This is a genomic window from Pelagibacterium lacus (genome assembly GCF_003345525.1).
GTDB lineage: Bacteria > Pseudomonadota > Alphaproteobacteria > Rhizobiales > Devosiaceae > Pelagibacterium > Pelagibacterium lacus.
In genome coordinates, this window is record NZ_QQNH01000005.1 from 118,272 (window position 1) to 138,184 (window position 19,913).

Annotated in this window: 20 protein-coding genes; 13 read left to right on the forward strand and 7 right to left on the reverse strand. The window is 66.4% G+C overall.

What is annotated here, in order from left to right; genetic code table 11:
• Positions 1-47: 47 nt before the first annotated feature.
• Both leuB and DVH29_RS05585 read right to left on the reverse strand, forming a co-directional pair.
• Positions 48-1,145, reverse strand: coding sequence for a 3-isopropylmalate dehydrogenase (leuB, locus tag DVH29_RS05580; protein ID WP_114645172.1), 1,098 nt, complete (start codon positions 1,143-1,145; stop codon positions 48-50).
• A 233-nt stretch (positions 1,146-1,378) separates the two neighbouring features.
• Entirely contained in the window at positions 1,379-2,644 is a 1,266-nt protein-coding gene (locus DVH29_RS05585) for a Glu/Leu/Phe/Val family dehydrogenase (RefSeq protein ID WP_114645173.1), read from the reverse strand.
• 167 nt (positions 2,645-2,811) lie between these two features.
• Between DVH29_RS05585 and DVH29_RS05590 the strand changes: the two genes are divergently transcribed.
• Positions 2,812-3,195: a GreA/GreB family elongation factor gene (locus DVH29_RS05590; protein WP_114645174.1), complete on the forward strand. Its 384-nt coding sequence runs from the start codon at positions 2,812-2,814 to the stop codon at positions 3,193-3,195.
• A 42-nt stretch (positions 3,196-3,237) separates the two neighbouring features.
• Here DVH29_RS05590 and acnA read toward each other — a convergent pair whose 3' ends face one another.
• On the reverse strand, positions 3,238-6,012 hold the full coding sequence (acnA, locus tag DVH29_RS05595; RefSeq protein ID WP_114645175.1) for an aconitate hydratase AcnA: 2,775 nt from the start codon (positions 6,010-6,012) through the stop codon (positions 3,238-3,240).
• A gap of 267 nt (positions 6,013-6,279) precedes the next feature.
• On the opposite strand from acnA, the gene ccmA reads away from it, so the two are divergent.
• Genes ccmA through DVH29_RS05620 form a run of 5 tightly spaced genes read left to right on the forward strand, consistent with a single transcriptional unit; the run spans position 6,280 to position 9,036 of the window.
• Positions 6,280-6,900 carry a heme ABC exporter ATP-binding protein CcmA gene (ccmA, locus tag DVH29_RS05600; RefSeq protein ID WP_114645176.1) on the forward strand — a complete coding sequence of 207 codons (621 nt, stop codon included), beginning with the start codon at positions 6,280-6,282 and terminating at the stop codon, positions 6,898-6,900.
• Positions 6,897-7,559, forward strand: a complete 663-nt coding sequence (ccmB, locus tag DVH29_RS05605) for a heme exporter protein CcmB (protein WP_114645177.1) — start codon at positions 6,897-6,899, stop codon at positions 7,557-7,559. The genes ccmA and ccmB overlap by 4 nt, the downstream gene beginning before the upstream one ends.
• The gene (locus DVH29_RS05610) at positions 7,560-8,330 is read left to right on the forward strand and encodes a heme ABC transporter permease (RefSeq protein ID WP_114645178.1); all 771 of its coding nucleotides are present in this window, start codon (positions 7,560-7,562) and stop codon (positions 8,328-8,330) included.
• Entirely contained in the window at positions 8,327-8,485 is a 159-nt protein-coding gene (gene ccmD, locus DVH29_RS05615; protein WP_114645179.1) for a heme exporter protein CcmD, read from the forward strand. Before DVH29_RS05610 ends, ccmD begins: the two co-directional genes overlap by 4 nt.
• Entirely contained in the window at positions 8,485-9,036 is a 552-nt protein-coding gene (locus DVH29_RS05620) for a DsbE family thiol:disulfide interchange protein (RefSeq protein ID WP_114645180.1), read from the forward strand. The genes ccmD and DVH29_RS05620 overlap by 1 nt, the downstream gene beginning before the upstream one ends.
• 65 nt (positions 9,037-9,101) lie before the next feature.
• Here the strand turns inward: DVH29_RS05620 and DVH29_RS05625 are convergent, their stop codons facing one another.
• Genes DVH29_RS05625 through dapF form a run of 4 tightly spaced genes read right to left on the reverse strand, consistent with a single transcriptional unit; the run spans position 9,102 to position 13,034 of the window.
• Positions 9,102-9,782, reverse strand: a complete 681-nt coding sequence (locus tag DVH29_RS05625) for a septation protein A (RefSeq protein WP_114645181.1) — start codon at positions 9,780-9,782, stop codon at positions 9,102-9,104.
• Between the two features lie 2 nt (positions 9,783-9,784).
• A complete protein-coding gene (gene ftsY, locus DVH29_RS05630) occupies positions 9,785-10,930 on the reverse strand; it encodes a signal recognition particle-docking protein FtsY (RefSeq protein ID WP_114645182.1) in 1,146 nt (381 codons plus the stop codon).
• On the reverse strand, positions 10,927-12,171 hold the full coding sequence (gene mtaB, locus DVH29_RS05635) for a tRNA (N(6)-L-threonylcarbamoyladenosine(37)-C(2))-methylthiotransferase MtaB (protein ID WP_114645183.1): 1,245 nt from the start codon (positions 12,169-12,171) through the stop codon (positions 10,927-10,929). Before mtaB ends, ftsY begins: the two co-directional genes overlap by 4 nt.
• Positions 12,168-13,034, reverse strand: a complete 867-nt coding sequence (dapF, locus tag DVH29_RS05640; RefSeq protein WP_199562529.1) for a diaminopimelate epimerase — start codon at positions 13,032-13,034, stop codon at positions 12,168-12,170. Before dapF ends, mtaB begins: the two co-directional genes overlap by 4 nt.
• A gap of 285 nt (positions 13,035-13,319) precedes the next feature.
• Here dapF and ffh point away from each other — a divergent pair, with 285 nt between their 5' ends.
• From ffh to DVH29_RS05675, 7 genes are all read left to right on the forward strand, one after another.
• Positions 13,320-14,876, forward strand: a complete 1,557-nt coding sequence (gene ffh / locus DVH29_RS05645) for a signal recognition particle protein (RefSeq protein WP_114645184.1) — start codon at positions 13,320-13,322, stop codon at positions 14,874-14,876.
• A gap of 36 nt (positions 14,877-14,912) precedes the next feature.
• Positions 14,913-15,314 (forward strand): 30S ribosomal protein S16, encoded by a 402-nt coding sequence (gene rpsP / locus DVH29_RS05650; RefSeq protein WP_114645185.1) that lies wholly within the window; start codon positions 14,913-14,915, stop codon positions 15,312-15,314.
• A gap of 5 nt (positions 15,315-15,319) precedes the next feature.
• On the forward strand, positions 15,320-15,880 hold the full coding sequence (gene rimM, locus DVH29_RS05655; protein ID WP_245944892.1) for a ribosome maturation factor RimM: 561 nt from the start codon (positions 15,320-15,322) through the stop codon (positions 15,878-15,880).
• Positions 15,877-16,575 carry a tRNA (guanosine(37)-N1)-methyltransferase TrmD gene (trmD, locus tag DVH29_RS05660; RefSeq protein ID WP_114645187.1) on the forward strand — a complete coding sequence of 233 codons (699 nt, stop codon included), beginning with the start codon at positions 15,877-15,879 and terminating at the stop codon, positions 16,573-16,575. Before rimM ends, trmD begins: the two co-directional genes overlap by 4 nt.
• A gap of 117 nt (positions 16,576-16,692) precedes the next feature.
• Positions 16,693-17,253 (forward strand): 50S ribosomal protein L19, encoded by a 561-nt coding sequence (rplS, locus tag DVH29_RS05665; RefSeq protein WP_114645188.1) that lies wholly within the window; start codon positions 16,693-16,695, stop codon positions 17,251-17,253.
• Positions 17,254-17,356: 103 nt separating this feature from the next.
• A complete protein-coding gene (locus DVH29_RS05670) occupies positions 17,357-18,814 on the forward strand; it encodes a protein adenylyltransferase SelO family protein (RefSeq protein ID WP_114645189.1) in 1,458 nt (485 codons plus the stop codon).
• A 38-nt stretch (positions 18,815-18,852) separates the two neighbouring features.
• The gene (locus DVH29_RS05675) at positions 18,853-19,596 is read left to right on the forward strand and encodes a DUF1223 domain-containing protein (protein WP_114645190.1); all 744 of its coding nucleotides are present in this window, start codon (positions 18,853-18,855) and stop codon (positions 19,594-19,596) included.
• Positions 19,597-19,913: the final 317 nt, after the last annotated feature.

The window sequence follows — 19,913 nt, forward strand, 5'->3', positions numbered from 1 at the left end:
GGGTGGGGGTGCGAGCGAAAGCGAGCTCTCTTTGGGAGGCAGCGAAACTAGCCCAGCTTGGCGATGATGGCGTCGCCCATTTCGCTGGTGCCGACCTTGCGGCAGCCGGTCTGCATGATGTCGCCGGTGCGCAGGCCGTCCTCGAGCACGTCGGAGATCGCCGTTTCAAGACGGGTGGCCAGATCGACGAGGCCGAAGGAATAGCGCAGCGCCATGGCGAAGCTGGCGAACATGGCGATGGGGTTGGCGACGCCCTGGCCGGCGATGTCGGGGGCCGAGCCGTGCACCGGCTCGTACAGCGCCTTGCGCTTGCCGGTCTCGGGATCGGGCGCGCCGAGCGAGGCCGAGGGCAGCATGCCGAGCGAGCCGGTGAGCATGGCCGCGGCGTCCGAGAGGATGTCGCCGAACAGATTGTCGGTCACCATCACGTCGAACTGCTTGGGATTGCGCACCAGCTGCATGGCGGCGTTGTCGGCGAGGATGTGGGTGAGGGCGATCTCGGGATAATCCTTCGCCGCTTGCTTGACCACCTCGTCCCAGAGCACGCCCGACTTCATGACGTTCTTCTTGTCGGCCGAATGCACCTTCTTGCCGCGCGTCATGGCGAGGTCGAAGGCCACGCGGGCGATACGGTCGATCTCGTAGCTCTCATAGACCTGGGTATCGACGGCCCGCTTCTGGCCATTGCCCAGATCGGTGATCTCCTTGGGCTCGCCGAAATACACCCCGCCGGTCAATTCGCGCACGATGAGGATGTCGAGACCCTCGACCAGCTCCTTTTTGAGCGAGGAGGCATCGGCCAGCGCCGCATAGCAGATGGCCGGCCGCAGATTGGCGAACAGGCCCAGATCCTTGCGCAGGCGCAACAGCCCGGCCTCGGGCCGCACCTCATAGGGAACCGCATCCCATTTCGGCCCGCCCACCGCGCCGAAGATCACCGCATCGGCGGCAAGCGCCTTCTCCATGTCGGCCTCGGAAATCGCCGCCCCATGCGCGTCATAGGCGCAGCCGCCGACCAGGCCCTTGTCATAGGCGAAATCGGTCGCGCCGCTGGCGTTGAGATGGGTGATCAGCTTTTCGACCTCGGCCATGATCTCGGTGCCGATCCCGTCGCCGGGGAGAAGGAAAAGCGTGTTCGATGCCATGATCTGTCCTTGCCGTACTGATGGTTACGCCGCTGTCCGCCAGTTACGGCAAAACCGGGGCGGAACGCAAGGGGATTGCAAGGGGACGCGGGGCGAGGACGCGACGGCGCCCCCGCCCCAGCCAAAAAGGCTCAGAGCAATTCCTGATCTGATTGAATCAGATCAGGCGCTCCAAGTTTTTGTTTTGTCGTGCGGTCGAACCGGAAAAGTCTGCAACTTTTCCTGACTGCACTCTAGCTGGTGAAGAAGGACTGGGTGCCGTGCGCCTCGATGGCCTCGGCCAGCCGGCCCAGCGCATGCACATAGGCCGCCGAGCGCAGGGTGATGTCACGCTCCTTGGCGATGTTCCAGATGGCGCGGCCTTCGCGCTCGACGATCTTGAGCAGGCGGGCGTGGATCTCGTCGAGGTCCCAGTAAAAGCCCTGGCGGTTCTGCACCCATTCGAAATAGGAGACCGTCACCCCGCCGGCATTGGCGAGGATGTCGGGCAGCACCGCCACGCCGGCCGCGTTGAGAATCCGGTCGGCTTCCGGGGTCAGCGGGCCATTGGCCAGCTCCAGGATGACCTTGGCCTTGATCAGCCCGGCGTTCTGTTCGGTGATCATGTCCTCGAGGGCGGCGGGGACGAGAAGGTCGGTCTCGACCGCCAGCAGATCATCGGCGCCGATGATGCTGGCGCCCAGTTCCTCGGCCATGGTGGCCACCGGGCGGCCGGCCTGCTTGCCGGCGATCAGCGCCGCCACGTCGAGCCCGTCGGGCTTGTGGATGGCGCCGTTGGAATCGGAGACCGCCACCACCTTGTTGTTGTCGGCGGCGGTGAGCTGGGCATAGAACTGGCCGGCATTGCCGAAGCCCTGGATGGCCACGGTGTGGTCCCGCGCCAGGTTCAGCTCGGAGGCCAGATGGCGCACCAGATAGAAGCCGCCGCGCGCCGTGGCGTCGGTGCGCCCCAGCGAGCCGCCCAGCGCGATGGGTTTGCCGGTGATCACCGCCGGGGTGACCTCGCCGACGATCTGGTTGTATTCGTCGGCCATCCAGCCCATGATCATGGCATTGGTGTAGACGTCCGGGGCCGGGATGTCGCGGTCCGGGCCGACGATGCGCCCGAAGGCCTGCATATAGGAGCGCGACAGGCGCTCGAGCTCGGAATTGGACAATTGGCGCGGATCGACCCGCACGGCGCCCTTGCCCCCGCCATAAGGCAGGTTCATCACGGCGCATTTGAAGGTCATCCAGAAGGCGAGGGTTTCCACCTCCTCGATGGTGGCTTCCGGGTGGAAGCGGATGCCGCCCTTGGTGGGGCCGCGCGTGTCGTCATAGCGGCAGCGCCAGGCAAGGAAGGATTTGCGCGACCCGTCATCCATGCGGATCAGCAGGCGGGTCTTGGTCGTCTCTCGCGGATATTTCAGCTTCTCGGTCACATCGGGATCGATGTTGAGCTGGGCAGCGGCTTCTTCCAGACGCGTCAGCGCCCGATCCAACTGGCTTTCCTGAGACATTCTTGACCTCCCTGGTCACTTGCTGCGTGAACGCGGGCACCGGTTTAAAACAGCGCGGCTTATAGGTCAATAAGGCTGACAGATAACCTGCAAAACCTCTTGACGCGACCGCATGGCGGGATCAGTTTTTCTCCCAGATCCACCGTGACCAGCCTCCGGAGCCTTCCGTGTACGCCACGCTGCCCCTGCCCGATATCGTCATCAACGCCGACGACTATAACCGGGTGTTGCTGCTGGCCGAAAAGGCCATCGACGATCTGCCCTATGTCTCGGCCTATCTGGAGCGCGAATTGCGGCGGGCCGAAATCTGCGACCCCTGGGACCCGGCCGGGGCCTCCATGGGCCAGAACGTCACCTTCCGCGTCGACGACGAGCCCTGGCTGCGCATGGGACGGCTGAGCTATCCCGATTCGCCCACGGGGCCGGGCGGCAGCGTGCCGATACTGGGCCCGGTGGGGGCGGCGCTGATCGGCATGAAGCGCAACACCACCATCGAATGGTTCGAACGCGACCGGGTGCGCACGCTGACCGTGCTCGATCATTTCTGGTGAAACGAAAAAAGGGCGGCCGGAGTCGCCCTTTTTACGATCAGGTCAGGCCGCGACCAGATTGCGCAGCACATAGTGCAGGATGCCGCCATGGCGGTAATATTCGAGCTCGTCCAGCGTATCGATGCGCAGCAGCACCGGCACCATCTGCTGGCGGCCATCGCCAAAGGTGATGTCGAGTTCGAGGGTCTGGCGCGGCTCGATAGCCGCGAGGCCGCGGATCGAGACGGTCTCGTCGCCGGTGATGCCCAGCGACTGCCACGAGGTGCCCTCGGCAAACATCAGCGGCAGGATGCCCATGCCCACGAGGTTGGAGCGGTGGATGCGCTCAAAACTCTGGGCGATGACCGCCTTGACGCCCAGGAGGTTGGTGCCCTTGGCCGCCCAGTCGCGCGAGGAGCCCGTACCGTATTCCTTGCCGGCGAAGACGACCAGCGGGGTGCCCTGGGCCTTGTATTCCATGGCCGCATCATAGATCGGCACCACCTCGCCGGACGGCGATTTGGTGAAGCCGCCCTCGACCCCGTCCAGCATCTGGTTCTTGATGCGGATATTGGCGAAGGTGCCGCGCATCATCACTTCGTGATTGCCGCGCCGCGCGCCATAGGAGTTGAAATCGACCGGCTTGACCTGGCGCTCGACCAGATACTGGCCGGCCGGGGTCCCGGCCTTGAACGAACCGGCCGGGGAGATGTGGTCGGTGGTGATGGAATCGAGGAACAGCGAGAGGACGCGGGCGTTCTCGATATCGGTGATCGGGGACGGCGTTAAGCTCATATCCTCGAAATAGGGCGGGTTCTGCACATAGGTGGAAGCGGAGTTCCACTTGTAGGTCTCCCCGCCATCGACCTTGATCTCCTGCCAGCGCCGGTCGCCCTTGAACACGTCGCCATAGCGGCGCTTGAACATGTCGACCGAGATGGCCGAGCGCAGCACCGCGGAGATTTCCGCCGAGGAGGGCCAGAGGTCCTTGAGATAGACCGGATTGCCGTCCTGGTCCTTGCCGAGGGAAACGGTGGTGATGTCCTTGGTCATCTTGCCGAGCAGCGAATAGGCGACCACCAGCGGGGGCGAGGCGAGATAGTTGGCGCGCACGTCGGGATTGACGCGGCCCTCGAAATTGCGGTTGCCCGACAGCACCGACACCGCGACCAGATCGTTCTCGTTGATGGTCTTGGAGATTTCCTCGTCAAGCGGGCCGGAATTGCCGATACAGGTGGTGCAGCCATAGCCCACCGTGTTGAAGCCCATGGCGTCGAGGTCTTCCTGCAGCCCCGATTTGGTCAGGTATTCGGTGACCACCTGCGAGCCGGGGGCCAGCGAGGTTTTCACCCACGGTTTTGGCGAAAGGCCCTTTTCGCGTGCCTTGCGGGCGACGAGGCCGGCGGCGATCAGCACCGAGGGATTGGAGGTGTTGGTGCACGAGGTGATGGCGGCGATCACCACATCGCCATCGGTGATGGTGTAGTCGCAACCGGCCACCGGAAAGCCGGGATTGGCGTCCTCGTCGTCCTGGGCCAGGGTGCCGACCCCCGAGGCGCCTTCATTGACATAGCGGCTTTCCTCGCGGCTGGTGGGCAGCTTGGTGGGGTCCTTGCGCCCGCCGGCGATCTCGTCGAGGGCGTCCCTGAACGCGGTCGAGGCATCGACCAGCGCCACGCGGTCCTGCGGCCGCTTAGGGCCAGCCAGCGAGGGCACCACGGTGGCGAGGTCGAGTTCCAGCGTGTCGGTGAACACGGGGTCCGCGTCCGCATCGGTGCGGAACATGCCCTGCGCCTTGGCATAGGCCTCGACCAGCGCCACGCGATCGGGCTCGCGGCCGGAATCGTTGAGATATTTCAGCGTCTCGGCATCGACCGGGAAGAAGCCGCAGGTGGCGCCGTATTCAGGGGCCATGTTGGCGATGGTCGCCTTGTCCTCGAGCGAGAGATTGGAGAGCCCGGCGCCGTAGAACTCGACGAACTTGCCCACCACGCCCTTTTTGCGCAGCATCTCGGTGACGTGCAACACCAGGTCGGTGGCCGTGGTGCCCTCGGGCAGCCGTCCGGTGAACTTGAAGCCGATGACTTCGGGGATCAGCATGGAGATGGGCTGGCCCAGCATGGCCGCCTCGGCCTCGATGCCGCCCACGCCCCAGCCCAGCACCGCCATGCCGTTGACCATGGTGGTGTGGCTGTCGGTGCCCACCAGCGTGTCGGGATAGGCGATCTCGCCGCCATTTTCGGCCCGGGTCCACACGGTCTGGGCGAGATATTCGAGATTGACCTGATGGCAGATGCCGGTTCCGGGAGGCACGACGCGGAAATTCTCGAACGCCGACTGGCCCCAGCGCAGGAATTCGTAGCGTTCGCCATTGCGTTCGTATTCGCGTTCCACATTCTGCTCGAACGCGCCCGGCGTGCCGAAATAGTCCACCATCACCGAATGGTCGATGACCAGATCGACCGGGACCAGCGGATTGATCTTCTGGGGGTCGGCGCCCAGCTTGGCGGTGGCGTCGCGCATGGCGGCGAGGTCGACCACGGCCGGCACCCCGGTGAAATCCTGCATCAGCACGCGCGCCGGGCGATAGGAGATCTCGTGCCCGGCCTTGCCGCGATCCTCGAGCCAGGCCTTGACCGCCCTGATGTCCTCGGCCTTCACCGTGCGCCCGTCCTCGAAGCGCAGCAGGTTCTCAAGCACCACCTTGAGCGATTTGGGCAGTTTGGAAATTCCCTCCAGCCCGGCCTGTTCCGCATCGGCCAACGAGTAGATCGTATAGGCCTTGTTTCCAACGGTGAGGGACTTTCTGGCGTTGAAGCTATTGGATGTATCGGTCACGCGGTCCGCCTTGTCTCAAAATTAATTGCGGGGACCCCCGAATGAGACCGGGCCAAACAGCCAATGGCGCGCTTACAAGCATCCGCTCGATGCTGCGCAATCCTGGCCACCGGCACGTCCGGAGGCGAGATCGACAGGGGGAGAACGGCGCAGATTCGGCGCTCCCCCGGCCGAAGTCGCCCTCTCTATAATGAATCCAATTTGCACTTGCCAGCCCGGACTTGGTTTCAATAGAGCTTGGTCCGGCAATCAACGGGGCTTTCTCCCATGTCCGATATTTCCCTTGCGGCCGAGGGCATCGTGCTCGAACGCGGCGGCCGTGCGGTTCTCGTGGATCTCAGCCTCGCCGTTAGCCCCGGCGAGGCCCTGATGCTGCGCGGGCCCAACGGGGCCGGCAAGAGCTCGGCCCTCCTGGTGCTGGCCGGGCTCTTGGCGCCGCAGGAGGGCCGGGTGCGCTTTACCGGCGCCGATCCCGACGCGCCCCCTTTCGCCCATCTCCATTGGGTGGGGCACGATCCGGCCATCAAGTCCGGGCTGAGCGTCGCGGAAAATCTCCGGTTCTGGATCGACGTGCTGGGCGGGCGGCGCGACCGCATGGGCGACGCGCTGGAGGCGGCCGGGCTGGCGGGCCTCGAGGATTTCGACGCCGGGCTGCTCTCGGCCGGGCAGACCCGCAGGCTGGCCCTGGCCCGGCTGCTGGCCATTCCCCGCCCGCTTTGGCTGCTGGACGAGCCGACCAGCGCGCTCGACGCCGATGGCGCCCATTGGGTGGGGCAATTGCTCGCCAACCATCTCGCCGGGGGCGGGCTGGCGGTGATTGCCACCCATCTCGACATTCCCTTTTCCGGGGACAGCAAGACCATGACCCTCATCCGGGCCGGCGCATGACGGCGTTCCTGGCCATCCTGTCGCGCGATCTGAAGCTGGGCCTGCGCCAGGGCGGGGACCTGCTGACCCTCGTATTGTTCTTCGTCATCGTGGGCGTGCTGCTGCCCTTCGCGGTCGGGCCCGACCGCCCGCTCCTCTCCCAGCTCGCCCCGGCCATCATCTGGGTGGCGGCGCTCCTCGCGCAGCTCCTCTCCCACGACCGACTGTTCCGCTCCGATTTCGAGGACGGCTCGCTGGCCCTGTTCCGGCAGGCTTCACTTTCCCTTGACGGGCTTGTCTTTGCCAAGCTGATCGCCCATTGGCTGCTGACGGGCCTGCCCCTGGTCGTCGCCATGCCGGTGCTGGCCCTGGTGCTGGGCCTTTCGGCGGACGGGTTCTGGCTGGCGGTGATGACGCTTCTGGCCGGCACCCCGGCGCTGACCGCCTTCGGGGCGATCGGGGCGGCTGTGACAGTTGGCCTCAAGCGCGGCGGGCTGGTGGCGCCGGTTATCGTCTTGCCCATGAGCCTGCCAGTGCTTATTTTCGGCACCGGCGCATTCGATCCCGCGCGCGTTGGCGCCGCGTCGCAAGCCCTGCTGCTTCTGGCGGCACTGAGCCTTGTCAGCATGGCGCTGGCGCCGTTCGCCGCGGCGCTGGCCTTGAGGATTTCCGGGGAATAGATGGCACAGACCTCACCCAATACCCATCCGGGATGGTTTACCCGCATCGCCCATCCGGGCATGTTCATGGGCTGGACGCGGCATGTGGTCCTGCCGCTGGCCATCGCCACCGCGCTGGCCTTCGCCGCCGGGCTGTATGTGGTGTTCTTCGCCTCGCCCCCCGACTACCAGATGGGCGACACGGTGCGCATGATGTATGTGCACGTGCCCACCGCCTGGCTGAGCCAGTTCTGCTATGCGGTGATGTTCTCCTCGGCCATCGGCACCCTGGTCTGGCGCCACCCCATGGCCGATGTGAGCCAGAAGGCCGCCGCGCCGCTGGGCGCCGCCTTCACCGCGCTGGCCCTGTTCACCGGCGCCATGTGGGGCCGGCCCACCTGGGGCACGTTCTGGGAATGGGACGGGCGCATGACCTCGACGCTGGTGCTGCTGTTCATCTATCTGGGCATCATCGCCCTGTGGCGGGCCTTCGACGACCAGCTCAAGGCGGCGCGCATCGTCTCGGTGGTCACCCTTGTGGGCGCGGTCAACATCCCCATCATCAAGTTCTCGGTCGACTGGTGGCAGACCCTGCACCAGCCGGCCTCGGTGTTCCGCACCGACGGGCCGACCGTCGACTTCTCCATCCTCACCCCGCTGCTGGTGATGACGCTGGCCTTCTCGCTGCTGTTTCTCACCCTGCATCTGGTGCGCATGCGCACCGAGGTGACGCGCCGCCGCATCCGCTCGCTGGAGCTGGCCCAGGCGCGCGCCGCCGGAGGCGCCCCATGATCGATCTCGGCCAGCACTGGGAATTCATCGCCGCCACCTATGCCGGCTCGGTCCTCGTTATCGGCGCGCTGATCGGCTGGACCTGGAGCGCTTCGCGCCGGGCCCGCACGCGGGTCGCCCGGCTCGAAGCGGCCCGCAAGGCGAGGAAAGCCTGATGTCGCGCCCGCTCCGCATCGCGCTGGCCGTGCTGCCGCTGGTCGTCCTGGTCGGCCTTTTGGCCACCTTCGCCACCCAGATGGGCCGTTCGACCAGCTTCGTGCCCTCGGCGCTGATCGACAAGCCGGTGCCCCAATTCGCCCTCAACGCGGTCGAAGGCCACGACCAGCCCGGTTTCGCCACCGCAGACCTTGCGGGCAATGGCGTGGTGGTGGTCAACGTCTTTGCCAGCTGGTGCGTGCCGTGCCGGGACGAGCATCCCATGCTCTTGGACCTCGCCGACCACGACGTGCTGCTCTACGGCATCAATTACGACGACCCGGCCGACAATGCCCGGGCCTTCCTCGCCGAGCTGGGCAATCCCTATGACCGCATCGGCGCCGATCGCGACCGGCGGGCCGGCATCGAATGGGGGGTGTATGGCGTGCCGGAAACCTTCGTCGTCGACAATGACGGGGTGATCCGCTTCAAGCATGTGGGCCCGCTCGACGCCAGGAGCTACGAAACCGTGCTGCTCCCGGCCATCGAAACGGCCCGTACGCCAATTTAGAAGTCTTTCTTTGGTCGCGAGATCGAACCAGAAAAGTCTGCAACTTTTCCTGGACCTCGCTCCGCTCACATCTCTGTCTGCGCGCCCTCGGCGGCGGCCGTAATGGCGCTGGGCTTTTCGTCCTTGGGGGCGTAGCGGGTGAGCAGCGGCAATTGCGCCATGGCGAAGATGGTGGTCAGCGGCATGATGCCCCACACCTTGAACGCCACCCAGAAATCGTCGGAGAAATTGCGCCACACCACCTCGTTGAGCGCTGCGAGGACGAAAAAGAAGATGCCCCAGCGCAGGGTCATCAGATACCAGCCGCGCTCCTGCAATTTGTAGACTTCGCCAAACACGTAGCGCAGCAGCGAATGGCCGGCCACCAGCCCCCCCAGCAGCACCGAGCCGAACAGCACATTGGTGATGGTGGGCTTGAGCTTGATGAACAGCGCGTCCTGGAAGTAGAGCGTCATGCCGCCGAACACCAGCACCACCGCCCCGGTCACCAGCGGCATCACCGGGATGCGCTTGAGGATCAGCTTGGACAGCACCAGCGAGATGGCCATCGCCACCATGAACACCGCCGTGGCGAAGATGATCGGCTGGCTGAACCAGCCTTGCAGCGCCGGAAACGCATCGAGAATGCGCTCGCCCTGGGCGTTGACGACAAAGAACACCACCAGCGGGCCGAGTTCGAGCGCCAGCTTGGTCAGCGCCGGCTTGAGATCGTCGAGATTGGCCTCCGGGGCCGTTGTCTCTGCCATTGTTACTCCCTGCCCGCGATGGCGCGGGCGAAATCGGATGCGCGGAACGGTTCGAGGTCGCCAATGGCTTCCCCCACCCCGATGAAATGGATCGGCAGGCCGAATTTGCGCGCGATGGCGACGAGGATGCCGCCGCGCGCCGTGCCGTCGAGCTTGGTCATCACCAGCCCGGTGACCCCCGCCTTCTGCCCGAAGATTTCGACCTGATTAAGGGCATTCTGGCCCGTGGTGGCGTCCAGTGTCAAAAGCGTCGCGTGCGGCGCGCTGGCATTGCGCTTCTTGATGACGCGGATGATCTTTTCGAGTTCGTCCATCAACTCGGCCCGGTTCTGCAGCCGCCCGGCCGTATCGATGATCACCACGTCGGTGCCGGTCTCCTGCGCCCTCGCCACCGCGTCGAAGGCCAGCCCCGAGGCGTCGGCGCCGGTGGGACGGGTCACCACCTCGACCCCGTTGCGCTGGCCCCAGACCTCGAGCTGCTCGACGGCGGCGGCGCGGAAGGTGTCCCCCGCCGCCAGCAGCACCGATTTGCCCTCGGCCTTGAGCTTGGCGGTGAGCTTGCCGATGGTGGTGGTCTTGCCCGACCCGTTGACCCCGACCATGAGGATGACGAAGGGCCTCGCGGCTGCATCGACCTGCAACGGACGGGCCACCGGCTCGAGCACCGCTTCCACCTCGGCGGCCAGCACGGCGCGTACGTCCTCGGGCGAAATGTCCTTGTCGAACTTGTCGGCGCGCAGGGCCTCGGTGATCGCCATGGCGGTATCGATGCCCAGATCGGCGGCGATCAGCGTATCCTCGAGCTCCTCCAGGGTCGCCTCGTCGAGGCGGCGCTTGGTGAAGATCGCCCCGATCGAGGCGGTGAGATTGTCTGAGGAGCGCTTGAGCCCGCCGCTCAGCCGCTGCAACCAGCTCCTGGGCGCTTCGGGCGCTTCGGCTGCCACCTCGGGGGTGGGCGGCTCGTGCTCAGGCGGGTTGGGACGGCCCTTTTGCAGCCATTCGGCCTGCATTTCCGGCGGCGCGGCGTCGCGGCTGTCCTCTTCGTCTTGCTGCTTGCCTTCCGAGGGAGCGGGGGTCTCGGCTTCTGCGGGAAGCGGCTTCTCCCCGAACAGGCGCCCCCAGAAACCCGGCTTCTTGTCCTGTGTCATGCGGCGATCAGCCCCTCGGCGGAAATGGCTTGGATTTCGGCGGTGACGATCTCGCCGGGCGCGCCCCGGCCGACCGTCACCGGGACGAACTGTTCCGTGCGGCCCATGCCCTGATGCTCGATCAATATGGTCTCCTCGCACCCCACCCGGCTGGCGCAGAGTTTCTGGAACTGCGTCTCGCCCACGGCCCGCAGCCGGGCGGCCCGCTCCCGCGCCAGCCGCCGCGACACCTGCGGCATGCGCGCCGCCGGCGTCCCCTCGCGGGGCGAGAAGGGAAAGACGTGCAGATAGGTGAGATCGGCCTCGGTGACGAAACCCAGCGTGTTCTCGAACATGGCCTCGCTCTCGGTGGGAAAGCCCGCGATGATATCGGCCCCGAACACCATGTCGGGCCGCAGCCCGCGCAGCCTCGTGACGATGGCCAGCGCGTCGGCGCGGCTGTGCCGGCGCTTCATGCGCTTTAAAATCATGTCGTCGCCCGATTGCAGCGACAGGTGCAGATGCGGCATCAGCCGCCGGTCGGTCACCGCCTCGTAAAGCGCCGGATCGGCCTCGATGGAATCGATCGAGGAGATCCTGAGGCGCGGCAGGGCGGGCACGTGGCGGAGGATGGCCTGGGTGAGCTTGCCCAGGGTCGGAGCGCCGGGCAGGTCGCCGCCATAGGAGGTGATGTCGACCCCGGTCAGCACCACCTCGCCATAGCCATTGTCGACCAGTCGCCGGATCTGCTCGACCACCACCCCCATGGGCACCGAGCGCGACGGCCCGCGGCCATAGGGGATGATGCAGAAGGTGCAGCGATGGTCGCACCCGTTCTGCACCTGCACGAAGGCGCGGGCCCGCCCGTCGAGCCCGTCGATCAGATGCCCGGCGGTTTCGGTCACGCTCATGATGTCGTTGACCTGCACCTTGTCGTTGAGCGGCAGGCCGAACACCAGCGGCCGGTAGCTGTCGGCCTTGAGCTTGTCATGGTTGCCGATCACCAGATCGACCTCTTCCATGTCGCCGAAATCGCGGCCCTGCGTCTGCGCCGCGCAGCCGGTGACGATGATCCGCGCCTCCGGGTGCTCGCGCCGCGCCTTGCGGATGGTCTGCTTGGCCTGACGCACCGCCTCGGCGGTCACCGCGCAGGTGTTGACGATGATGGCGTTGTCGAGCCCCGATCGGGCCGCCTCGGCCTTCATCACTTCCGATTCATAGGCGTTGAGCCGGCAGCCGAAGGTGATCGCCTCTATGCTCATGCGGCGCTGTCCCCCAGCAAATGGGCCGGAACGAGTCCCGCGCCGTCCCGGGCCCAGGGACCGGTCATCAGGATATGATCGTCCGCGGCGCGCCATTCGATCTCCAGCGGCCCGCCGGGCAATTCCACGGTCACCCGCCGCCCGGTCAGTCCCTTGCGGGCCGCGGCGACGGCGGTGGCGCAGGCGGCGGTGCCGCAGGCCAAGGTCAGCCCCGCGCCCCGCTCCCACACCCTGACCGCGATGCGGTCGGGCCCCAGCACCCGGGCGAGGGTGATATTGGCGCGCTCGGGAAAGATCGGGTGGTTTTCGAGCAGCGGCCCCAGCCGCCCCAGATCATGGGCGCCCAGATCGCCGACCCAGAAGATGGCGTGGGGATTGCCCACATTGACCACCGAAGGGGTATGGAGCACCGGCGCGTCGATGGGGCCGACCTGAAGCTCGATGCCCGTGGTGTCGGCGAAGGGCTCGGCCAGGGGAATCTGGTCCCAGGCAAAGCGCGGCACGCCCATATCGGCGGTGACCAGATCGCCGGCGATCCGCGCCGAAAGAATCCCGGCATTGGTGCGGATGGTGACCGTGTCGCGGCCGGTTTCCCCGGCCACCAGCCCGGCGACGCAGCGCGTGGCGTTGCCGCAGGCATCGACCTCGCCGCCCTCGGCATTGTAGATGCGCATGAAGACGTCGACCCCCGGCACGCTGTCGGGCTCGAGAACGATCAGCTGGTCGCACCCCACCCCCCGGGCGCGATCGGAAATATCGGCGACCTGCCGCCGGGTCAGCGCGATGGGCGCCGGGCGGGCGTCGAGGACGACGAAATCATTTCCAAGGCCGTTCATCTTGAGATAGGGCAGCGGCGCGCTCATGGCGGGTTCGGGCTCGTGTGGCGGATCGGTTCTGGCCTATATGGCGCAAAACCATGGCGATTTCCACCTTCGCGCCGCGTGAAGCGGCAATTGACTCTCCCGCCCCCTGGCCCTATAAGCCGCCTCGACCTTCTGTCAGGAACGATGGATAGCGAGTCACCAGGCTGCCCGAGAGGCATCCGGTCAACACCCGTCAGCGCGTAGCGCCCGCGGGTGCGTTTTGCTTTTGGCCCGATGTGACCCATATTCACACGCGTTCCCGACACGAGAAAACGAGCGAACCGAATGTTTGAAAGCCTGTCAGACCGTCTGGGCAAGATCTTCTCCGGCATTACCGGCCGGGGGGCGCTCAGCGAAGCCGATGTGCAAGCCGCGCTGCGCGAAGTCCGCCGCGCGCTGATCGAGGCCGACGTCTCGCTCGAAGTGGTCCGCGCCTTCACCGAACAGGTTGGTCAGCGCGCCGTGGGCGCCGAGGTGACCCGCTCGGTCAAGCCCGGCCAGCAGGTGATCAAGATCGTCCATGACGAACTGGTCGCGGTTCTGGGCGAGGAGGCGGTGCCCATCTCGCTCAACGCCCCCGCCCCGGTGCCGATCCTCATGGTGGGCCTGCAGGGCTCGGGCAAGACCACCACCACCGGCAAGATCGCCAAGCGCCTGAAGGACAAGCAGAACAAGAAGGTCCTGCTCGCCTCCCTCGACACGCGCCGCCCGGCGGCCATGGAGCAATTGCAGACGCTCGGCGGCCAGATCGGCGTCGACGTGCTCGCCATCGTCCCCGGCCAGTCGGCGGTCGAGATCGCCCGGCGCGCCCTTTCGACCGCCAGGACCGGCGGCTATGACGTGGTGATGCTCGATACGGCGGGCCGCACCCATATCGACGAAGAGCTGATGGCGGAGACCGCCGAGATCAAGCGCGTCTCCAACCCGCACGAAATCCTCCTGGTCGCCGACAGCCTCACCGGCCAGGACGCGGTCAACCTCGCCCGCTCCTTCGACAGCCGCGTCGACATCACCGGCATCGTCCTCACCCGGGTCGACGGCGACGGGCGCGGCGGCGCGGCGCTCTCCATGCGGGCCGCCACCGGCAAGCCGATCAAGCTGATCGGTGTGGGCGAAAAGATGGATGCGCTGGAGGATTTCCACCCCAAGCGCATCGCCGACCGCATCCTGGGCATGGGCGACATCGTCTCGCTGGTGGAAAAGGCGGCGGCCAACGTCTCGGCCGAAGACGCCGAGAAGATGGCCAAGAAGCTCAAGAAAGGCCAGTTCGACCTCAACGACCTGATGGGCCAGCTGCAGCAGATGAAGAAGATGGGCGGCATGGCCTCGCTCATGAAGATGATGCCCGGCATGAGCGGCATGGCCAAGAACCTGCCCGCCGACCGCATGGGCGACAAGGTCTTCGACCGCCAGGTGGCGATCATCCAGTCGATGACCAAGAAGGAACGCGAAAAGCCCGACCTGCTCAACGCCTCGCGCCGCAAGCGCATCGCCGCCGGCGCGGGCGTCGAGGTCTCCGAGATCAACAAGCTCATCAAGATGCATCGCCAGATGGCGGACATGATGAAGAAGGTGTCGCGGGGCGGCCCGGGCGGGCTGGCCAACATGTTCGGCGGCATGGGCAAATCCATGCTGGGCGGCGGCGGCATGCCGGACATGGACCCCAAACAGATCGAGGACATGGCGCGGCAGATGGGGGGCGACCCCTCCAAGCTGCCCGACGATTTCTCCAAGCTGGTCAAGCAGGGCGGCGGGGGCGGCTTGCCCGGCCTGCCCGGGCTTGGCGGCGGTAAATTCCCGGGTCTCCCGGGCCTGCCCGGCCTGCCGGGCAAAAAGAAGTAACCTCCCTTACGACCTCAAAACGGAAAGACCTGACCCATGGCTATCAAAATCCGCCTTGCCCGCGGTGGCTCCAAGAAGCGCCCCTATTACCACATCGTGGTGGCCGATGCCCGCGCGCCGCGCGACGGCCGCGTCATCGAGCGCATCGGCGCCTACAACCCGATGCTGGCCAAGGACGACGACAAGCGCCTCGTCCTCGACATCGAGCGCGCCACCCACTGGCTCAAGAACGGCGCCCAGCCGACCGACCGCGTCGAGCGTTTCCTCGACGGCGCCGGCCTTTTGAAGCGCGAAGCGCGCAACAACCCCGAAAAGGGCAAGCCGGGCGCCAAGGCCCTCGAACGCGCTGAAGAAAAGCGCGCCGCCGAAGAAGCCGCCAAGCAAGCCGCCGCCGCCCCGGCCGAAGAGGCCCCGGCTGAAGAAGCCCCCGCCGAGTAAGGGTGGTGACCAGGCCCAGCCAGCCTGAAACCCGCATCCTCATGGGCCGCATCGGGGCGGCCCATGGGATCAGGGGCGAGGTGCGGATTACCGCCTATACCGAGGACCCCCTGGCCATTGCCGGCTACAATCCGCTGGAAACCGACCGCAACGGACTCACGGTTTCCATCGCCAGGGCCCGGCTGGCCAAGACCGTGGTGATCGCCACGCTCAAGGGCGTGACCGACCGCGACGCGGCCGAAAAGCTCAACGGCGTCTCGCTCTATGTCGCCCGCGAGCGGCTGGACGCCCCCGAGGAAGACGAATTCTACCATGCCGACCTGATCGGCCTCGAAGTGCGCCTCGTCGATGGCTCAGTGCTGGGGACGATCGCGGCGGTCGACAATTTCGGCGCCGACGACCTTCTCGACGTCAAGCTGGCCGACACCGGCCGCTCGGTCTATCTGCCCTTTACCAGCGCGGTGGTGCCCGAACTCCATATCGCCGCCGGCCATGTGATCGTTCTGCCGCCCCCGGGCTGGCTGGACGAGACGCCGCGCGACCCCGAAGATATCGACCCGCAATGAGCTTTCACGCCGCGATCATCACGCTGTTTCCCGACCTCTTTCCCGGCCCGCTCGGCGCCTCGGTGATCGGGCGCGGCATGGAGAGCGGCGCCTGGGGACTCGAAACCCATTTTCTGCGCGATTACGCCAAGGACAAGCACCGCACCGTGGACGACACGCCCTCGGGCGGCGGGGCAGGCATGGTGCTGCGGGCCGACATTCTCGCCGCCGCCCTCGACCATGTGGCGCCGCCGGCCGATCCGCGCCCCAAAATCCTCATGAGCCCGCGCGGCACCCCGCTGACCCAGGCGCGGGTGCGCGAACTGGCGGCCGGGCCCGGCGCGGTGATCGTCTGCGGCCGGTTCGAGGGCGTCGACCAGCGGGTGATCGACGCGCGCGGGCTGGAGGAAATCTCCATCGGCGATTATGTGCTGGCCGGCGGCGAGGTGGCGGCCATGGTATTGCTCGAAGCGGTGGTGCGGCTTTTGCCCGGCGTGCTGGGAGCGGCCGAAAGCCACGCCGACGAGAGCTTCGAAAACGGCCTGCTCGAATATCCCCACTATACCCGGCCGCAGGTTTTCGAAGGGCGGGACATCCCGCAGATTCTGACCTCGGGCGATCACGGCCGCATCGAGACATGGCGGCGCGAGCAGTCCGAGGCCCTGACCCGGGCCCGGCGGCCCGATCTCTGGGCGCGGGCAAGGCAAAAGCCCTAGACTCCCGGGGTCCGGGCGTGTATATGGCCGCTCGACCTCTCGGGAAATTCCCGGGCCGTCCAAACAAGACCGGGCCTCAAAGAGGCTCCAGCGAAAAGATAGAACGGATTAATCGAAATGAACATCATCCAGCAGCTCGAGAAAGAGCAGCTCGAAGCGCTCGTTGCAAAACGCGCCATCCCCGAATTCACCCATGGCGACACCGTCAAGGTGTGGGTCAAGATCCGCGAAGGCGAAAAAGAACGCGTCCAAGCCTATGAAGGCGTGGTGATCGCGCGTTCAGGCGACGGGATAATGGAAAGCTTCACCGTGCGCAAGATCTCCTATGGCGAAGGCGTGGAGCGCGTGTTCCCGGTCCATTCGCCGATGATCGACCGCATCGAGGTCCTGAAGCGCGGCAAGGTGCGGCGCGCCAAGCTCTATTACCTGCGCGACCGTCGCGGCAAGTCGGCCCGTATCTTCGAATCGACCAGCGCCCGCACCAAGCGGATCGAGGCCGATGAGCGCCAGGCCGCTGCCGACGCCCGCGCCGCCCGCGAGGCCGAAAAGATCGCCGCCGCCGAGGCCCTGGCCGCCGAAGTGGCCGCCCAGGAAGCCGCTGCCGCCGCGGAAGCCGCCGCTGCTGCGGAAGCGGCCGCCGCCGCCGAAGCTCCGGCTGAGGACAACAAGGGCGAGTAAGCCTCTCCCCTTTTTGACAAGACTTGAAAACCCGGCCCCATACGGCCGGGTTTTTTGTATCATGGGTTCGAAACCGGGCGGGCCGCGAGGGCATTGAGGCAGTATGAGCGAGGAGAAACAGAGAGGAGAGTTTCGCGGCGCCACTGTGCATGAGCGCCTTGGCGCGGGGTTTTTCGATCCCGTCGCGCCGGCCGATTTCCCCAAGACCATCCTGCGCTTCCGCAACCAGCGCTGGGCCGAACGCATGGGGCTGGGGCAGCTGTCGGACGCCGAGTGGGTCGCCCATTTCGGCCGCTTCGCGCCGCTGCCCGACAGCCTCGTCCGCCCGCTGGCCCTGCGCTATCACGGGCACCAGTTCCGCGCCTACAATCCCGATCTCGGTGACGGGCGCGGGTTCCTGTACGCCCAGGCCCATGACCCGGTCGACGGGCGGCTGCGCGATCTCGCCACCAAGGGATCGGGCACCACGCCCTGGTCGCGCGGCGGCGACGGGCGGCTGACGCTGAAGGGCGGGCTGCGCGAGGTGCTGGCCACCCAGATGCTCGAAGCGCTCGGGGTCGAGACCTCGAAGAGCTTTTCGCTGATCGAGACCGGGGAAGCGCTCTATCGCGGCGACGAGCCCTCCCCCACCCGCTCGGCGGTGCTGGTGCGCCTGTCCCATTCCCATATCCGCATCGGCACCTTCCAGCGCCTCGACCATATGGGGGACCGCACCGGGCTTCAGCGCCTGCTCGATCATTGCATCGCCCATTATTATCCCGAGCTGGACAGCTTGCCCGAGGACCGGCGCGGGCCCGAATTCCTCGGCGCGGTGGCCACAAGCGTGGCCCGGGTCGGCGCGCAATGGATCGCGGCGGGGTTCGTGCATGGGGTGCTCAACAGCGACAACATCAATATCACCGGTGAAAGTTTCGATTACGGCCCGTGGCGCTTCCTGCCCGCCTATGATCCCGGCTTCACCGCCGCCTATTTCGATCAGGGCGGGCTCTATGCCTTCGGCCGCCAGCCCGACGCCCTGGCCTGGAACCTCACCCGGCTGGCCGAGTGCCTCGTGCCGCTCTCGAGCGTCGAGGCGCTCGAACCCGAGCTCAACCGCTTCTGGCCCGCCTTCCAGCGCGCCCTCGCCCTCGCGGTCATCGCGCGGCTGGGGCTCGAACCGGTCTCGCCGCAGGAAGATGCCGATCTCACCAGCGCCTTCTTCGCCTTCATGAGCGCCGGACGCCCGGACTATGAGCGGGTCTATTTCGACTGGCGCGGCGGGCTGCTCTCGCGCCGGCGCGCCGAAAGGAGCCCCCAGGCCGAGGCATATCGCTCGGAGCCCTTTAGTGCCTTCGAGCGGCTGCTGGCCGGGTTCCCGCCCGCCGCGATGGTCAATCTCGACCATCCCTATTTCGCCCGCCCAGCCCCGCGCACCATGCTGGTCGAGGATGTGGAAACCATCTGGACCCCGATCGCCGGCGCGGACGACTGGTCGGTTTTCACGGCGGCGCTGGACGAGATCGCGGAACTGGGCGCCGCCTATGGCCAAGGGATTTTCGCCGGGAGTTTCACCGCGAATTGACTGGTCGCTCCCGGCCGGAGCGCGTACAACTTCGGCCCATGATCACGGCCCGCTTCCTCCCCTCCCGCATCCTGCTGGCGCTTTCGGCCGCCTTCGCCGCCGCGCCCGCCACCGCGCTCGACATCAGCCAGGGCGACCTCACCGTCCTCGAGCTGTTCACCAGCCAGGGCTGCTCGAGCTGCCCGGAGGCCGATCGCCTGCTTTCCCGGCTGGGGGCGCGCGAGGACATCGTCGCGCTGGGCTACCACATCGATTATTGGGACTATATCGGCTGGTCCGACACCTTCGCCCTGCCCGAGAACAGCCAGCTCCAGCGCGGCTATGCCGAAAGCTGGGGCAAGAACCGCCTCTATACGCCGCAACTGGTGGTCAATGGCCGCCAGGCCGTGGTCGGCTCGGACGCCGGCGAGGCCGAGGCGGCCATCGCTGCGGCCACCCTGCCGCTCGACATCGCGGTTTCGGCCGATGGCGAGGACGCGGTGACCCTGGTCGCCGAGGGCGATCCCGGGCACAAGGCCGCCATCGTCTGGGTCATCACCTATCGCGACGCGGCCGAGGTGGTGATCGAGCGGGGCGAGAATTCGGGGCGGGTGCTGTCCTATTCCCATATCGTCACCGGCCGCCAGCCCATCGGCATGTGGTCACCCGACGAAGGGGCCCGCATCACCATCCCCCTCGACGAGGTGATGGGCGAGACGGCGGACGGCGCCGCCATCGTCATCCAGGAAAAGAACGGCCGCCTGCCCGGCCCCATCCTCGCCGCCACCACCATCCATCGCTGACCATCTGATAAAGTCTGCAACTTTTCCTGATCCTGCTCACATTGCCCGGTCGCAGGATCGAAGCGGAAAAGTCTGCAACTTTTCCTGATCCTGCTCACATTGCCCGGTCGCAGGATCGAAGCGGAAAAGTCTGCAACTTTTCCTGATCCTGCTCACATTGCCCGGTCGCAGGATCGAAGCGGAAAAGTCTGCAACTTTTCCTGATCCTGCTCCAAAAGAAAACTCCCCGCGCCGGAACGGAACGGGGAGCAAGCGACTCTGGAGTATGACCACCTCCAGGGATCAGGTCGTCCCGGAGGCAAGGCCGGGAAGAGGGT

Excerpts from the sequence above, each read along its gene's own strand:
- leuB (WP_114645172.1), bottom strand. The coding sequence starts at position 1,145 with ATGGCATCGAACACGCTTTTCCTTCTCCCCGGCGACGGGATCGGCACC.
- DVH29_RS05585 (WP_114645173.1), bottom strand. The coding sequence starts at position 2,644 with ATGTCTCAGGAAAGCCAGTTGGATCGGGCGCTGACGCGTCTGGAAGAA.
- ccmA (WP_114645176.1), top strand. The coding sequence starts at position 6,280 with ATGTCCGATATTTCCCTTGCGGCCGAGGGCATCGTGCTCGAACGCGGC.
- ccmB (WP_114645177.1), top strand. The coding sequence starts at position 6,897 with ATGACGGCGTTCCTGGCCATCCTGTCGCGCGATCTGAAGCTGGGCCTG.
- DVH29_RS05610 (WP_114645178.1), top strand. The coding sequence starts at position 7,560 with ATGGCACAGACCTCACCCAATACCCATCCGGGATGGTTTACCCGCATC.
- ccmD (WP_114645179.1), top strand. The coding sequence starts at position 8,327 with ATGATCGATCTCGGCCAGCACTGGGAATTCATCGCCGCCACCTATGCC.
- DVH29_RS05620 (WP_114645180.1), top strand. The coding sequence starts at position 8,485 with ATGTCGCGCCCGCTCCGCATCGCGCTGGCCGTGCTGCCGCTGGTCGTC.
- DVH29_RS05625 (WP_114645181.1), bottom strand. The coding sequence starts at position 9,782 with ATGGCAGAGACAACGGCCCCGGAGGCCAATCTCGACGATCTCAAGCCG.
- ftsY (WP_114645182.1), bottom strand. The coding sequence starts at position 10,930 with ATGACACAGGACAAGAAGCCGGGTTTCTGGGGGCGCCTGTTCGGGGAG.
- mtaB (WP_114645183.1), bottom strand. The coding sequence starts at position 12,171 with ATGAGCATAGAGGCGATCACCTTCGGCTGCCGGCTCAACGCCTATGAA.
- dapF (WP_199562529.1), bottom strand. The coding sequence starts at position 13,034 with ATGAGCGCGCCGCTGCCCTATCTCAAGATGAACGGCCTTGGAAATGAT.
- ffh (WP_114645184.1), top strand. The coding sequence starts at position 13,320 with ATGTTTGAAAGCCTGTCAGACCGTCTGGGCAAGATCTTCTCCGGCATT.
- rpsP (WP_114645185.1), top strand. The coding sequence starts at position 14,913 with ATGGCTATCAAAATCCGCCTTGCCCGCGGTGGCTCCAAGAAGCGCCCC.
- trmD (WP_114645187.1), top strand. The coding sequence starts at position 15,877 with ATGAGCTTTCACGCCGCGATCATCACGCTGTTTCCCGACCTCTTTCCC.
- rplS (WP_114645188.1), top strand. The coding sequence starts at position 16,693 with ATGAACATCATCCAGCAGCTCGAGAAAGAGCAGCTCGAAGCGCTCGTT.
- DVH29_RS05670 (WP_114645189.1), top strand. The coding sequence starts at position 17,357 with ATGAGCGAGGAGAAACAGAGAGGAGAGTTTCGCGGCGCCACTGTGCAT.
- DVH29_RS05675 (WP_114645190.1), top strand. The coding sequence starts at position 18,853 with ATGATCACGGCCCGCTTCCTCCCCTCCCGCATCCTGCTGGCGCTTTCG.